Here is a 14,566-nt window from a genome sequence, read left to right on the forward strand (position 1 = left end):
AAAATGAAAAGTGCTATTAATGCGGGTTATCATCTGGATTCTGTTGATAAAGAAATAATCTATATGTTGATGGATAACGCCAAAACTTCATTGGCGCACATTTCCAAAAATGTAGGGATTTCCACAACGGCGGTTCATCAAAGAATCAAAAAGTTGGAGCAGGCCGGAGTTATCGAAAATTCGATATCATTTCTCAACCCAAGAAAAATTGGTTATAAAGTAGTTTCATATATCGGCGTTTTTCTGGATCAGCCAAGTCATTATCCGGATGCTGTTAAAGCTTTAAAGGATGTTAATGAAGTTGTAGAAGCGCATTACACCACAGGAAATTATACCATTTTCCTTAAAGTTTTGTGTCGCGATAACGACCACTTGATGGAAATCCTGAACAAACTTCAGAAACTGAAAGGTGTTACCAGAACCGAAACATTTATATCACTGGAGCAAAGTATCAACAGGCAGTTAAAGGTATAGTTTTCGAACTAAAACTATATAAAAAGGTTACATTTTCAGATGTTACCTTTTTTTGTTTCTATTCCATTTAAATAGCTAAAAATCACTAAATTTGTTTTCCATCAAAAATTGAGTTTTGATGAATTCAGTTCATATTTAAAACAATTTTCTATGCCAAAAGTTTTGGATAAACCGAAAGCAAACGGAAAAGTTCAGCATCACGAAGAAAGAAATGAAGGACTTCCGTTCAATACAAAATATTTCGACCACATCAGCGTCAACAGAAGTGCCGTTGAAAGGCGTGTAAATACCTTAACCGGACGCCGTTCTGTGAAGAAAGAGTTTCAGGCAGCGTGGTTGCTGAAAGCGATTTCGATGATTGATTTAACCACGCTTGCAGGTGACGACACGCGCGGAAACGTTCTTCGTCTTTGCGAAAAAGCCAAAAATCCTGTTCGTCACGACATCCTCGAAAAATTAGGCGCCGCAGATTTAAATCTTACAACAGGCGCAGTTTGCGTGTATCACAACCTGATTCCTTACGCAAAAGAAGCACTGAAGGGAACCAAAATTCCAATCGCAGCAGTTTCTACAGGTTTCCCTGCCGGAAAGAATTCTCTCGAAGAAAAAATTGCAGAAATTAAAAAATCAGTAAAAGCCGGAGCAACGGAAATCGATATTGTAATTTCCCGCGATTTGGTTTTGGAAAGCCGCTGGAAAGATTTGTACAACGAAATCAAGCTGTGTCGCGAAGCTTGCGGCGACGCACACATGAAAACCATTCTCGCAACGGGAGAAATTCCGACGTATACCAAAGTGGCGAAAGCATCTTGGGTAGCGATGATGGCGGGTTCGGATTTCATCAAAACTTCCACCGGAAAAGAGTCTGTTAATGCCACGTTGGCAGTAAGTTTGGTCATGATCCGCTGCATCCGCGATTATTATGAGTTAACCGGCGTAAAAATCGGCTACAAACCTGCCGGAGGAATCCAAAAAGCAAAACAGGCCCTGGATTATCTGATTCTTTTGAAGGAAGAATTGGGCGACGAATGGCTAAATCCGGAACTTTTCCGTTTCGGGGCGAGTTCTTTGCTCGGCGACATCGAAAGACAGCTCGAACATTACGTTACCGGCAGTTATTCCGCAGGATTCCGTCATCCAATGGCTTAAATTATTTGGGCGTCTGTTTCCGTCTTCCGCTCCCGCTTTTTTGCTCCACTTCGTTGCGCAAAAAGAGCTCCGCTCAAGCCGGGACGCGTTTGGGAAATAAAAATAAAATTCACAAACAATAAAAACAATTTGAAATTATTTTAAAATTTTCAAATTCGCACATTTTCAAACTAACAAAATGGAAATCAAAGAAATATTCAACACTATGGTTTACGGTCCCGCTCCCGAAACAGCTGCTCCTGCAATGGATTGGCTGGAAGCTCACAACAGAAGTTTTGACCTTTTTATCGATGGGGAATGGACGAAACCGCTTTCAAAAAAATACGCAGAAACCGAAAATCCCGCAACCAAAGAAGTTTTGGCAAAAATTGCCGAAGCTGATGCAAAAGATGTTGACAAGGCCGTAGCTGCAGCCAACAAAGCACTTCCGGAATGGGTGAAAATTGGTGGTTTCGAACGCGCAAAATATTTGTATGCCATTGCAAGACAAATTCAGAAACATTCAAGGCTGTTTGCCGTTTTGGAAACCTTGGACAACGGAAAACCAATCCGCGAAACAAGAGATATTGATATTCCCATCGTTGCGAGACATTTTTATCATCACGCAGGTTGGGCAAAACTCATGGATACCGAACTGAAACATTATAAAGAAGTCGGCGTTATCGGACAAATCATCCCTTGGAATTTTCCAATGATGATGTTGGCGTGGAAAGTAGCTCCTGCTTTAGCCATGGGAAATACCATCGTTATCAAACCTGCTGAATTGACTTCTTTAACGGCACTTCTTTTCGCAGAAATTTGCCAAAAAGTTGGGCTTCCAAAAGGCGTTGTGAATGTTATTACAGGACGTGGTTCTGTTGCAGGTTCGGCTTTGGTTGGTCATCAAGATATTCAAAAAGTCGCTTTCACAGGTTCTACCGATGTTGGTAAAATTTTAAGAAAACAAATTGCAGGTTCAGGCAAGAAAATTTCTTTGGAACTTGGCGGAAAATCTCCATTCATCGTTTTCGAAGATGCAGATTTGGATTCTGCGGTGGAAGGTGTTGTAGACGCTATTTGGTTTAATCAGGGACAGGTTTGTTGTGCAGGTTCAAGATTATTGGTTCAGGAAAGCGTTGCTGAAACATTCTACAAAAAATTAAGAAAAAGGATGGAGAAACTTCGAGTTGGAAATCCTTTGGATAAAGCGATTGATATGGGAGCCGTCGTTTCGAAAACACAGTTGAAAACCATAGACGATATGGTAAAATTGGGCGTTGAAGAAGGCTGCAATATTTATCAGGCTAAAAATAAAGTTCCGAAAGACGGTTGGTTCTATCCTCCTACTTTGTTTACTGACGTTTCTACAAGTTCCACAATTGCACAGGAAGAAATTTTCGGGCCTGTTTTGGTGGCGATGACGTTCCGTTCTCACAACGAAGCAGTTGCTTTGGCGAACAATACAAGATATGGTTTGGCTGCAAGTTTGTGGACAGAAAATATCAATTTGGCTTTGGATATTGCTCCCAAAATTAAGGCCGGAAGTGTTTGGATTAATTGTACCAATCAGTTTGATGCTTCTGCAGGATTTGGTGGTTACAGAGAATCCGGTTTTGGTCGCGAAGGCGGAAAAGAAGGTTTGTACGAATACATGAAACCGAAAATCGAGGACGAATTTACTGCGAAACCAATTGTTCCGAAAGCAGTAAAAACAAGTCTTCGACAAGCTCAGACTGACACAAAATCTAAAAATATTCTCGAAAATATCGACCGTACTGCAAAAATGTACATCGGCGGAAAACAGGCTCGTCCGGATGGTGGTTATTCGATAGACATCAAAAACTCTTTCGGAGAATATATTGGCGAAGTTTCCGAAGGAAATAGAAAAGACATCAGAAACGCGGTGGAAGCTGCTCACGGAGAAAAATCTTGGGGTGGAATGACAGGTCATGCGAGAGCACAGGTTTTGTATTTTATCGCAGAAAATCTATCTTACCGTTCTGAAGAGTTTGCTCAAAGAATTGCAGAACAAACCAACCAATCTATCGAATCTGCGCGTGAAGAAGTGGAAAAATCGATTTCAAGAATTTACACGTACGCTGCAATGGCGGATAAATATGACGGTCAGGTTCACTCAACGGTGCAAAGAATGGTGACTTTAGCAATGCCGGAATCTGTCGGCGTTATGGCAGTAATTTGCCCCGACGAAAATCCTTTGCTTGGATTTATTTCAACTGTAATTCCTGCAATCGCGATGGGAAATAATGTGGTAGTAGTTCCATCTGAAAAACATCCGTTCTCGGCGACAGATTTCTATCAGATTTTAGAAACTTCAGACGTTCCGGGTGGCGTAGTGAATATTGTTACCGGTCACAAAAAAGAACTGGCAAACGAATTGGCGAAACACTATGACGTAGACGGAATTTGGTATTTCGGCGAGAAAGATGGTTGCAAAGACATCGAACTTCTCGCCACCGAATCCATGAAGCGTTCCTGGTGCAGCTTCGGAAAATACCGCGACTGGATGAACGACGCACAAGGTGAAGGCCAGGAGTTCCTGCGCCACGCCACAGAAATTAAAAACATCTGGATCCCTTACGGAGCTTAGAAAAGAATTTCATAATAACAAAAACCACAGAAGTATTTGTGGTTTTTGTTATTTTAATCATAATGAAATCTGCACTTTGCAATTTGAATTTCATCTTTTTCGTAGCGGTAGATTAAACGGTGTTCATCATCAATTCTTCGCGACCAAAACCCCGAATATTTATGTTTTAAAGGTTCCGGTTTTCCGATACCTTCAAAAGGGTTTCGCGAAATATCTTTCAGCAAATCGTTGATGCGCTTCAGTTTCTTTTTATCAGTTTTTTGCCAGTATAAATAATCTTCCCAAGATTCATCTACAAAAATATATTTCATATTAATCTTCGATTAAATTTTTCTCAAAGGAATCTCGTGATTTCAATTTATCGATTGCCGAATCCAAACGCATTTCATTGACTTTAGAAGATAATTCATGATTTGTTGCCATTAAAGAATTATATTCTTCCAGAGACATGATCACAATTCCCGAATCTTTTCCTCTGTTAATAATAAGGGTTTCGAAGTTTTTAGCAACTTTATCAAGATAAGTTTTAATATCTTTTCTGAAATCTGAAACGGAAGCAATTAACATATTATGTATTATATTTTGTACAAATATATGTACAATTATTTAATAAAACAAAATTGGTTTTATTCCTTCAAAAATCCATATTCGTAAATTTTTGGCTGTATTTTTTCCGCTAAAATGCTGAGTTTATTTCTAAGTTCCGCGATGAGTTCTGTGTATGTTTCGTCTGAACTTCTTGCGTTCATTCTGCCTTTGTCGTTCCTTCCCTGAAAATATTCTCGGATGTCGTACAAACTCGCATTTACATTGATATCTTTCTGTGAATGATAATATCTCCAAAGTTTTCTCCCTGCATCAAAAACAGCGCGGGCTTCCTTCGAAAATTCTTTTGGCTTACCATCGTACAGTTGTAGAGCGACCGTTTCGCCAAACAGATTTTCGGTAACTTCTGCTTTTAGTTTCCCGTTAATAAAATCCGTCATAAAATGGCTTTCAAATTTTTCCTTCGCATCCACTTCATGCTCGGTAAAAGGAATCCAGTGGTTTGTGCCAAATTTTGACTGAATATTATTGCTGCCGTCAAACAAAGTAAATGCTAAACAGTCGTTTTGAAATTCTTGGTCGGTTTTCCAGTTGTCGTTTGGATATAGGAATTGGTCTCTATCGTTGAGCCAAGTTGCTGGAATGGCTTTTCTGACCGCAAAGTAAATTGCGGTTTTAATAAGATTTTCTTTGGTAATATTAAAACAATAACGTTCTTGCCTTTTACTAAGAATCGCTAACTGTATATTGTGTTGAAAATCTGGTGCGCAACTAACAATTAATCCAATGTGAGAATTAATCTTATCATCAAAGGTTTTTATCCATTTATTAATCGACTGAGAAGACTCTCCATAAATTGTTTTTACACTTATAAAATTATTGCTTCGATCAAAGACATCTGCTTGAATTTCTTTAAATATTTCCTTATGTTCTAAATTCCAAATAAAGAATCCAATAGGAAATTTCCCCGTCACATTATCGAAAGTATCTGCTGGAACTACAAAAATTTTCTCGAGCGAAGCTCGAAAGAAGTTTCTGAAATCCGAGAAGTTTGAAGATTGCAAATTTTTCAACTTTGAAAAATTTGCAATCTTGCTGTTTGGGATTTCTCCATAAATTCTTGCGAGGAACTGCGTAAATAGTTCGTTACTTGCTTTTCCAATAACTCCTTTATATTTTGAATGGGTTTTGTTATCATTGCTTGTATTAGCCTTATTGGATCCGGTTCCTGTTATTGTTTTTGCAGTTGTCGCTTCCGCATACGGCGGATTAATATAAATCACGAGTTTCTTGCGTTTTTCCTCATCATTAATAATGTCCTGCAAACCTTGCGGCAGTTTTGTGAAATCGTCATTCAGAAAATCAAACTGAAAAACATGGCTGTCCAAAAGATTGGCGCCGTGTTCTATACGTTCGTGCATTACGTTGACGTCGGCTTGGTCTAATGTACTTGCCCAAATATTGTATTTGTTGGTTAATCCGGCTAAAAGATTTCCGGTTCCGGCTGCGCAATCCCAAATGTAGTATTCGTCCTGCCAGTTTTCGCCTAGATAATCAGTCAAATATTTTTGGGAAAGTTCCACCCATTTCCTTGGCGTAAAAAAAGCGCCTTTTCTTTCGCGGATATCCTGTGGAACCAACAAATCTCTTCGCTCAATAATATACTCCTGAAACTCTTTTATTGGAGGTCTTTTATACCTTTTCCAGAATTGTTGGTAAGTGTCTTTGCTGCGAATGTTGATGGTCGCATCAAACATCTGCTTGATGTTTTCCTTTGCGATTTTGTACCCCTGGTTTTGGTAAGTTACAAACAGATTGTCTCGAATGGTGGAGTCGTCTTCAATTTTCTGGGTATCTTTATCATCCACAAAAAGGTCAGCGAGATAAAAATCGCTGTCTAAAATGTTCGCTTTTCTCAAATCATCCCAGTTGACTTCAATAATGGGTTTTACAATTTCGAGCCAACGCAGATAAATAGGAATGAAGTTGTTTTTGTCGATTCTTATTTTTCGAACTTCAGATGCTTTAGCAATATTATTTTTGATGAAAAAACGTAAATCCTTTTCATCTTTTTCGTAATCGTAAACAGAAGTATCCGTTTTTAATATTGCGTCAACACGCTCTTTTATGATTTTAAATTCTTTTGTTTCGTGGTTGCTTGGTGTAACATTCCAGTTGAAGTCATTCAGATAAAAAATATCCTGAATACTGATGTACGGAACAAACGCAATTTTTTTGAAATCGAAGGCGCCAAGAAATGCAGGTGGATATGCTTTGTCGAATGTTCGCGCTCTTCCAATGGTAAGAATAAGCTGCACGAACATAGTGGTCGCATCGTAATTTCCGGTTTTGGCTTCTGCCCAAAGAAGTGCCGTTCTTCCAAAAAGTGTTTCCTGCTTCGGCAAAACCTTGAAATCGATATTTCCTAAAATTTCGGTGGTATCAAAATCCTTGAAAAAATCCGCTCCCACTTTATTTTTCAGTTCTTCTTCGCGGATATTTTTGTATTTCATTATGTGGTTATTGTCTTTAAAAAAGTGTCAACTCAAATATAATTAATTAAAAAGACTTTACACAACAAAAAAAATCCCCAAAAAATGGGGATTTCAAAAATATGTTAGTTCAATTTACTGCTTAATAATCTGCGTTACTTTTTGTGTGTTGTCTGCCATAACGTAGCGCATCAGATATTTCCCGGGTCTTAATTTTTCAAGATTAATTTCTCCGGACGTCATGTTCACGTTTACCTGCAAAACTTCAATACCCAAAATAGAGTAGAACGTTACAGATTTAATTTTCTGGAAAGAATCTTTAGATTTTACAATGATAAAATCGCGGGCAGGATTTGGGTACGCCACCAAAACACCGTCATCAGTTTTTTGTGTCGTGGACATCGGTTCTCTTAAACTTGTTTGCGCGGAAACTTTTTCCGCAAAAACTGTTAAACTGCCGATAAATATTAAAGAAAATAGTAATTTTTTCACCTATAGCTGCTTTTTTATATGCGATGTTCCTTACAAATTTAGGAAAATCGGATTAAACTACAATAGTTTTTCTGTAAACTATATTTAAATTTGCAGTATCAAAATCAAATATTATTCCAAAAATGATTATATATTCAAGAAACCGAAGATTAAGAACCAATGCCTCTGTTCGTGCTTTGGTACAGGAAACTGTACTCACAACCAACGACTTTGTAATGCCAATGTTTGTGATGGAAGGGGAAAATCTTCAGGAACCCATTGCTTCAATGCCCGGAATTTTCAGAAGATCTTTAGACTTAACAGTGAAAGAATGTAAGGAGCTTTTTTCATTGGGAGTTAAAGCCGTAAATCTTTATATGAAAGTTTCAGAAGATTTGAAAGACAACACCGGAAAAGAAGCCTGGAATAAAGACGGTTTAATGCAAAGAACCATCCGCGAAATTAAAAATGCAGTTCCCGAAATGATTGTAATGCCCGATGTTGCTTTGGATCCGTATTCAATCTATGGTCACGACGGAATTATCACAAACGGACAAATTGACAACGACGCTACGAATGATGCTTTGGCAATGATGTCGGTTTCTCACGCAGAAGCCGGTGCAGACATTGTTGCGCCAAGTGATATGATGGATGGAAGAGTTTTGGCCATTCGCGAAGCTTTAGAAGAATCCGGACACACCAATGTTGGAATTTTAAGTTACGCCGCAAAATATGCGAGTTCGTTTTACGGCCCTTTCAGAAGTGCTTTAGACAGCGCTCCGAAAGACAATATGGAAATTCCAAAGGACAAAAAAACGTATCAGATGGATTTTCACAATTCCCGTGAAGCACTCAACGAAGTGTACAAAGATATCGAAGAAGGAGCCGACATTATCATGATAAAACCCGGAATGCCTTATCTGGATATTGTTTCCAAAGTTCGTGAGGCGATAGATTTACCGATTGCAGTGTACAATGTTTCGGGAGAATATGCCATGCTGAAAGCCGCAGCGCAAAACGGTTGGCTGGATAATGATAAAGCCATCATCGAAAGTTTAACGTGTATCAAAAGAGCCGGAGCAGATATGATTTTCACGTACGCTGCGAAAGAAGCAGCAATTCTTTTGAACGGATAATGATTTTTTGGGCGCCTTTTTCCGCCTACAGTTCCCGCTTTTTTTCGCGGCGGCGAAGCCGCCGCGAAAAAAGAGCTCCACTTTCGTCGGGGCGTGGTTCAGAAATAAAAAGAACTTTCAGGAAACTGAAAGTTTTTTTGTGCAATAATTTCAGAAGATTTTTCGTTGCAAAAGAAAAAACCATGGCAACTTTACTACAAAGAAAGGCAGAGAAACATTACGAGACTTTGCTTTTATTAGCAGCATCATTTATTATTACCAATTTCTTTTTCTTTATTGATGAAGGTTTTAATAATTTCACCTGGATGAAATCCTTTGGTAACTGGATGGTCTTTGTGATTTATTTTATCACAATTTTTGGATTTCAGATTCTTTTTGCCACATACATTTTTCGAAAAACCGACAGTAATATCAAATTATTTTTCAGTAGCATTGCTGGAACGGCCGTTGCTTTATTGCTGCTGTTATGGATATTCTAAAAAGAAAAGCCTGGTTTTAAAACCAGGCTTTCTTATTTTGTACGTAAGTTCTGTCGAACTGCTCATCGCTCATTGTCAGATAAATAATGCCTTCAATAAAAGGAATAATTCCTGCGATTCCACATGTCACAATATTCAAAACAATTTGGATAATTCCTTCATTAATGTAACCAAGATAAAATTTATTAGCGCCAAAGCTTCCCAATAAAATTCCTAAAAGTCCAGCTGCCAATTTTTTTTCAGAACGGTAATTTTTGCTGTTGCCGAAATTTTGTTGAGGTTCGGGATTGTTGTATCCGTAAGTTTCCATTTTTAATTTTTTTTGTGATTAATTTTTCATAATCTGTCGCTTTAGTATGAAATTTGTTACAACTTCAAGCTTCAATCTTATATACTAAGACAAAAATATTATCTTTGCCCGATATGATTTTACGCGGAGAAAATTTAATCAAAGAATACGGTCCCAAAAAAGTAGTAAAAGGTGTTTCTGTTCAGGTGGAACAGGGACAAATTGTAGGTCTTCTTGGTCCAAACGGTGCCGGAAAAACCACTTCTTTCTATATGATTGTAGGATTGGTAAAACCTACTTCCGGAAAAATTTTCCTGGATAATAAAGACATCACTTCCGATGCGATGTATCGCCGCGCACAAAAAGGAATCGGTTATTTGGCGCAGGAAGCGTCTGTTTTCCGTAAACTTTCTGTGGAAGATAATATTATGGGTGTTTTACAACTCACCAATCTTTCGAAACGCGAACAGCAAATGAAATGCGACGAACTTATTGAAGAATTTTCGCTTCAGCATGTTCGTAAAAACCGTGGAGATTTGCTTTCCGGTGGTGAAAGACGTAGAACTGAAATTGCAAGATGTTTGGCAACAAGTCCGAATTTTATTCTTTTGGATGAGCCTTTCGCCGGAGTTGACCCAATTGCGGTAGAAGATATCCAAAAAATCGTAAGAAGCTTAACTGACAAAAACATCGGAATTTTAATTACCGACCACAATGTTCAGCAAACTTTAGCGATTACGCATAAAACGTACATAATGTTCGAAGGAAGAATTCTGAAAGAAGGTCTTCCTGCAGATTTGGCTGCAGATCCACAAGTTCGTGAGGCATATTTGGGTGAAAACTTCGTTTATCAGGATATCCTGAACAAGGCATCAAAAAAGCATTACATCTATAATATTTGGACAGGAAACTTCGATTCCAGAGACCAGTTCCAAAATTTTGTGAATGCTAATTTTTCTGGTGTAGATAATTTACGTTTAATGCATGGCCTTGATGAGATTGGTTTTGCTTCTCTGGCCAATTCCGATATTGAATACGTTTTTTCTAATATCGTGGATAAAAATGCCAACAATTCTTTCCTTTTCCAGAAGAGAGAAATTACTACACAGTTTCCGCAAGAAATCGCAGTTGCTGAAGCACAAACGGTAAGTAAACCGGAACTTCATTATCTTACGACCTATTCTTTCGAAGGGTAAATTCGGTTAAAATATAAGTTTTGTGGGGATTTCTGTAAAGATTTCCTTACATTCATCATCTAGATTTGTATCAATCTTCTAGCAAAAACGATGATGAAATTTTTACGCTTACTCCTGCTGTTTTCGGCAGTCGCTTTTCTTTATTCCTGTTCCAAAAAGTCAGAAGCCGTTTCTTCCAATACAGATGCGCAGAAAGATATTCTTGCAGGTGATTATCAACAGGGCTTTGAAAGCGAAGGTGAAATGATGGATGTTAATTTTGACCCAACTTTAATTGGCGCTTTCAGTCCTCAAACAAAAAAGAAGATAGAGTTGGATTCTATCAATTATTTTTTTAATCAGTACAAAGAACTTGCTGATTTAAAGGACGATATCAATCAGTTTTATACCGAACGTGACAGTGCTTTTGCGTGGTTTGATGAAAATGGTTTAACGGAACAAGCAGACCATCTTGCTGTAAAATTAATGAACCTTGAGAAAGACGGAAAAGAAGAGAAAATCGTTTATCATAACCAATTTCATCAAATGATGGATAATGTGGTTGAGAAAAAAGATGAAGAAAAAGTGGAACTGATGTTGACGTCGCAATATCTGCTTTATTCCAAAAGAAAATTTGAAGGAAAAGCTGCTCAACTTGCTTCTGCTGCAAACTGGCTAAAACCAAGACAGAAATTTGATGCTTTGGAAGCTATTAAAAAATCCGAAACCAACGGCGGAAAAATTTTTGATGAAGAACCAGTTCATCAGCATTACATTGCACTGAAAAATAAAATGCTCGATTTTCACAAAAAGGGATTCGATACTGTAAATTCTAAAATTCCTACAGGAACTTATAAATTGGGAGACAGTTCCGCAACTGTGGCGAAAATTCGGGAAAGACTGGTGTTTTTTGGAGATTTAAAAAATGCTGCAAAATCCGGAGAATTCGACAAAGAAATGTTGGATGCTGTTCACTCTTTTCAGCATCGAAACGGGCTTGATTCTGCTAATATCGGCAAACAAACTATTGAAAAGCTGAATGTTTCAGGGCGTGATTTACTCGAAAAAATGTTTGTTAACCTTGAAAGAATGCGTTGGATGAGTCCGGAAGAAGGGCAGTATCTTTTGGTGAACATTCCTGCTTTCAAACTTTTTGCATACGATGATGCACAAAAATATCTGTGGGACATGAACGTTATTGTAGGCAAATCCAATCACAGGACAGTGGTTTTTAGTGATAAAATGACGTACGTTGATTTTGCACCGTATTGGAATATTCCACCAGGAATTATGAAAAACAAAATTATGCCTGCGATGAAAAGAAGCGGAAGTTATTTGGCAAGAAATCATATGGAGAAAACGAAAGGTTGGGCTGCAAAGGGAATTCCGGCTGTTCGCCAAAAACCCGGACCATGGAATTCTTTAGGAAAAGTGAAATTTATGTTTCCGAATACGTACAATATTTATCTTCACGATACCAATGAACGTTATCTCTTCAAAAATCAGGACAGAAACTACAGTTCGGGTTGTGTAAGAGTGGAAGACCCTTTTAAACTCGCAAAATTTGTTTTGAAAGACAATAAAGATATCGACGACAGTTTAATCATCAAAAGAATGGATTCCACCAAAGAAAACCGTGTGGTTTTAGCGAAAAAAATGCCGGTTCATTTGGCTTATTTTACCACTTTCGTGGACAGTAATGGAAATTTAGTCATTAGTAAAGATATTTACAAAAGAGATGAAAAACTCAAAAAAATGATGATGATAAATGCTGTACAACCTTCAAATTCGAATTCTGTTACCAAAAATCCAGTCAAAAAAGATTCTTCAAAAACAGTGGTTAAGAAATCTGCTTAGAAAATAAAACACTAATTTTATCTGTCGGAAGCCAATTCCGACTTTTTTGATTTTAAAGATGGCAAAACCTTTCAACAGAACTATTACACTTATCGGGATTTTTCAACAGCTTGTTCCGTTCATCAAGCCTTATCGGTTGATGATTTATGGGACTTTGTTTCTAACATTTTTGGGAGCACTTGCAGCTCAGGTGAATCCTTTGGTGTTGAAATATACTGTTGATGAAGTTTCGAAACTGGTGGATTTGCCCAATCCAATGCAGGAAGGAATTCACGTTTTGGTACTGATTTCCGCAATTTTATTGGGTAAAGAACTGTTGAATATTTTTATCAATTTCGGTCAGAAATTTTACGGTGAAAAAATCAGGATCAACACAAGTTCGGTTCTCGCACAAAGTGCGATTGACAAAATTTTAACTTACAGAGTTGCTTATTTCAATGATGAAAACCATGAATCCGGAAAACTTCAAACGAGAATCGATCGCGGAATTGAGAGTTTAACAAGATTGGTTCAGAATTTTTTCATCGATATTTTACCACTTTTTTCCAACGCGATCATCGCCTTGGTGATTATGTATATGCAGAACGTTTACGTTGGTTTGGTTTCCACCATCATTGTTCCAATTTACTTTTGGGTTACTTCACTTCAGGCCAAAAAATTGGGTGGAGTTCGCAGAACATTAAGAAATCAACGAGAACAAAAAACTTCCGGACTTTTAAATTTGATTAATTCCATCATGGTCATTAAAAGTTTTGTGCGGGAAAAATTTGAAGGCAAAAAACAGTACGATTTGCAGATGCAGTTGATGGAAAGTCAGATGGAAACTCGCCGTACAAGCTTTATTTATGAAGGTGTGAAGACTTTTATTGAGCAAATTGGTGTCGTTTTAATTATTCTACTGACGGTTTATTTGGTGTTGAATCAGCAAATGACAATTGGTGCAATTATGCTTCACATTATGTTGTTCAACAACGTTTCGGCGCCAATTCGTCAACTTCACAGGATTTACGATGATATGAACGATGCTATGATTTACGCCGAAGGTTATTTCGATATTTTGAATGCAGATTCAGAAACCGAAGCCAACGGAACCCAAAAACCGGAAATTGTTGGAAAATTTGAGCTTCAGAATGTCGATTTTACCTATCCGAACGGTACAAAAGCACTTCACGATGTTTCGATGACCATTGAAAACGGAAAAACGACAGCTTTGGTGGGTTTGAGCGGCGCCGGAAAATCTACTGTCATCAATCTTTTGTGTAAATTTTATTTGCCTGATTCAGGGAAAATTTTGCTTGATGGAATTAATTTAAATGATTTTGATAACTCATTTCTGCGCGACGATATCGGTTTGGTGCTTCAGAAAAACCATATTTTTCAGGGAAGTATTGATGATAACATCCGTTATGGGAATATGAACGCGAGTTTTGAAGAAATTCAGGAAGCTGCAATAAAAGCCTATCTCCACGACCAGATTATGGAACTTCCGGAACAATATAAGCACGATGCAACACAGCTTTCCGGTGGACAACAGCAAAGAATTGCCATTGCCAGATTATTTCTGAAAAATCCACCGATTATTTTCCTTGATGAACCAACCGCAAGTCTCGACGCCATTGCAACAGAACAGATTAAAAACTCCTTGGATGCGATAAAAGAGGGAAGAACCGTGATTATTATTTCGCATTCGCTTTCCCAAATTTTGGATTCGGATAAAATTTATGTGATGAAAAAAGGTCGGGTTGTGGAAAGCGGAACTCACGATGAACTCATCGATTTGAACGGAACTTACCGTGAAATTTTTGATGCTTCGGCAAGAAGTTTAAATCTGGATAAATTGGTAAATTCCTTTAAGCAGGAAGATGGAAGCGTGAAGCTGGAAGACAAAAACTAACCGCAAATTTTTGTAAT

12 protein-coding genes and 1 pseudogene are annotated in these 14,566 nt (G+C 37.9%); 8 read left to right on the plus strand and 5 right to left on the minus strand.

Going from position 1 to position 14,566, the window contains the following annotated elements:
• Positions 1-3: 3 nt before the first annotated feature.
• From Q0252_RS11805 to Q0252_RS11815, 3 genes are all read left to right on the plus strand, one after another.
• A complete protein-coding gene (locus tag Q0252_RS11805; RefSeq protein ID WP_297986583.1) occupies positions 4-474 on the plus strand; it encodes an Lrp/AsnC ligand binding domain-containing protein in 471 nt (156 codons plus the stop codon).
• 150 nt (positions 475-624) lie between these two features.
• Positions 625-1,623 carry a deoxyribose-phosphate aldolase gene (gene deoC / locus Q0252_RS11810; RefSeq protein ID WP_297986584.1) on the plus strand — a complete coding sequence of 333 codons (999 nt, stop codon included), beginning with the start codon at positions 625-627 and terminating at the stop codon, positions 1,621-1,623.
• A gap of 178 nt (positions 1,624-1,801) precedes the next feature.
• The gene (locus tag Q0252_RS11815; RefSeq protein WP_297986586.1) at positions 1,802-4,210 is read left to right on the plus strand and encodes an aldehyde dehydrogenase family protein; all 2,409 of its coding nucleotides are present in this window, start codon (positions 1,802-1,804) and stop codon (positions 4,208-4,210) included.
• 53 nt (positions 4,211-4,263) lie between these two features.
• On the opposite strand, the gene Q0252_RS11820 is transcribed toward Q0252_RS11815, so the two are convergent.
• The 4 genes from Q0252_RS11820 to Q0252_RS11835 all read right to left on the minus strand — a co-directional run bounded on the left by Q0252_RS11820 (position 4,264) and on the right by Q0252_RS11835 (position 7,740).
• Positions 4,264-4,521 (minus strand): Txe/YoeB family addiction module toxin, encoded by a 258-nt coding sequence (locus tag Q0252_RS11820; RefSeq protein ID WP_297986589.1) that lies wholly within the window; start codon positions 4,519-4,521, stop codon positions 4,264-4,266.
• A 1-nt stretch (position 4,522) separates the two neighbouring features.
• The gene (locus Q0252_RS11825) at positions 4,523-4,777 is read right to left on the minus strand and encodes a type II toxin-antitoxin system Phd/YefM family antitoxin (RefSeq protein ID WP_297986590.1); all 255 of its coding nucleotides are present in this window, start codon (positions 4,775-4,777) and stop codon (positions 4,523-4,525) included.
• A 59-nt stretch (positions 4,778-4,836) separates the two neighbouring features.
• Positions 4,837-7,269 (minus strand): hypothetical protein, encoded by a 2,433-nt coding sequence (locus Q0252_RS11830; protein ID WP_297986592.1) that lies wholly within the window; start codon positions 7,267-7,269, stop codon positions 4,837-4,839.
• 114 nt (positions 7,270-7,383) lie between these two features.
• Positions 7,384-7,740 carry a T9SS type A sorting domain-containing protein gene (locus Q0252_RS11835; RefSeq protein WP_297986594.1) on the minus strand — a complete coding sequence of 119 codons (357 nt, stop codon included), beginning with the start codon at positions 7,738-7,740 and terminating at the stop codon, positions 7,384-7,386.
• Positions 7,741-7,862: 122 nt separating this feature from the next.
• Here Q0252_RS11835 and hemB point away from each other — a divergent pair, with 122 nt between their 5' ends.
• Entirely contained in the window at positions 7,863-8,855 is a 993-nt protein-coding gene (gene hemB / locus Q0252_RS11840; RefSeq protein ID WP_297986595.1) for a porphobilinogen synthase, read from the plus strand.
• 182 nt (positions 8,856-9,037) lie between these two features.
• Positions 9,038-9,334 (plus strand): hypothetical protein, encoded by a 297-nt coding sequence (locus Q0252_RS11845; protein ID WP_297986597.1) that lies wholly within the window; start codon positions 9,038-9,040, stop codon positions 9,332-9,334.
• Positions 9,335-9,350: 16 nt separating this feature from the next.
• Here the strand turns inward: Q0252_RS11845 and Q0252_RS11850 are convergent, their stop codons facing one another.
• On the minus strand, positions 9,351-9,644 hold the full coding sequence (locus Q0252_RS11850; RefSeq protein ID WP_297986599.1) for a TM2 domain-containing protein: 294 nt from the start codon (positions 9,642-9,644) through the stop codon (positions 9,351-9,353).
• A gap of 113 nt (positions 9,645-9,757) precedes the next feature.
• Between Q0252_RS11850 and lptB the strand changes: the two are divergent.
• From lptB to Q0252_RS11865, 3 genes and pseudogenes are all read left to right on the plus strand, one after another.
• A pseudogene (gene lptB, locus Q0252_RS11855) lies at positions 9,758-10,483 on the plus strand (LPS export ABC transporter ATP-binding protein); the annotation flags it as partial.
• A gap of 426 nt (positions 10,484-10,909) precedes the next feature.
• The gene (locus tag Q0252_RS11860) at positions 10,910-12,655 is read left to right on the plus strand and encodes a L,D-transpeptidase family protein (protein WP_297986603.1); all 1,746 of its coding nucleotides are present in this window, start codon (positions 10,910-10,912) and stop codon (positions 12,653-12,655) included.
• Between the two features lie 82 nt (positions 12,656-12,737).
• Positions 12,738-14,549 (plus strand): ABC transporter ATP-binding protein, encoded by a 1,812-nt coding sequence (locus Q0252_RS11865; protein WP_367174841.1) that lies wholly within the window; start codon positions 12,738-12,740, stop codon positions 14,547-14,549.
• Positions 14,550-14,566 lie beyond the last annotated feature (17 nt).

Origin of the sequence: uncultured Chryseobacterium sp. (assembly GCF_936933875.1) — a bacterium.
Classification (GTDB): Bacteria; Bacteroidota; Bacteroidia; order Flavobacteriales; family Weeksellaceae; genus CAKZIK01.

Bases quoted from the DNA above. Each gene is read 5' to 3' on its own strand.
- Q0252_RS11825 (WP_297986590.1), bottom strand. From the start codon at position 4,777: ATGTTAATTGCTTCCGTTTCAGATTTCAGAAAAGATATTAAAACTTAT.
- Q0252_RS11860 (WP_297986603.1), top strand. From the start codon at position 10,910: ATGATGAAATTTTTACGCTTACTCCTGCTGTTTTCGGCAGTCGCTTTT.
- hemB (WP_297986595.1), top strand. From the start codon at position 7,863: ATGATTATATATTCAAGAAACCGAAGATTAAGAACCAATGCCTCTGTT.
- deoC (WP_297986584.1), top strand. From the start codon at position 625: ATGCCAAAAGTTTTGGATAAACCGAAAGCAAACGGAAAAGTTCAGCAT.
- Q0252_RS11815 (WP_297986586.1), top strand. From the start codon at position 1,802: ATGGAAATCAAAGAAATATTCAACACTATGGTTTACGGTCCCGCTCCC.
- Q0252_RS11830 (WP_297986592.1), bottom strand. From the start codon at position 7,269: ATGAAATACAAAAATATCCGCGAAGAAGAACTGAAAAATAAAGTGGGA.
- Q0252_RS11850 (WP_297986599.1), bottom strand. From the start codon at position 9,644: ATGGAAACTTACGGATACAACAATCCCGAACCTCAACAAAATTTCGGC.
- Q0252_RS11845 (WP_297986597.1), top strand. From the start codon at position 9,038: ATGGCAACTTTACTACAAAGAAAGGCAGAGAAACATTACGAGACTTTG.
- Q0252_RS11805 (WP_297986583.1), top strand. From the start codon at position 4: ATGAAAAGTGCTATTAATGCGGGTTATCATCTGGATTCTGTTGATAAA.
- Q0252_RS11820 (WP_297986589.1), bottom strand. From the start codon at position 4,521: ATGAAATATATTTTTGTAGATGAATCTTGGGAAGATTATTTATACTGG.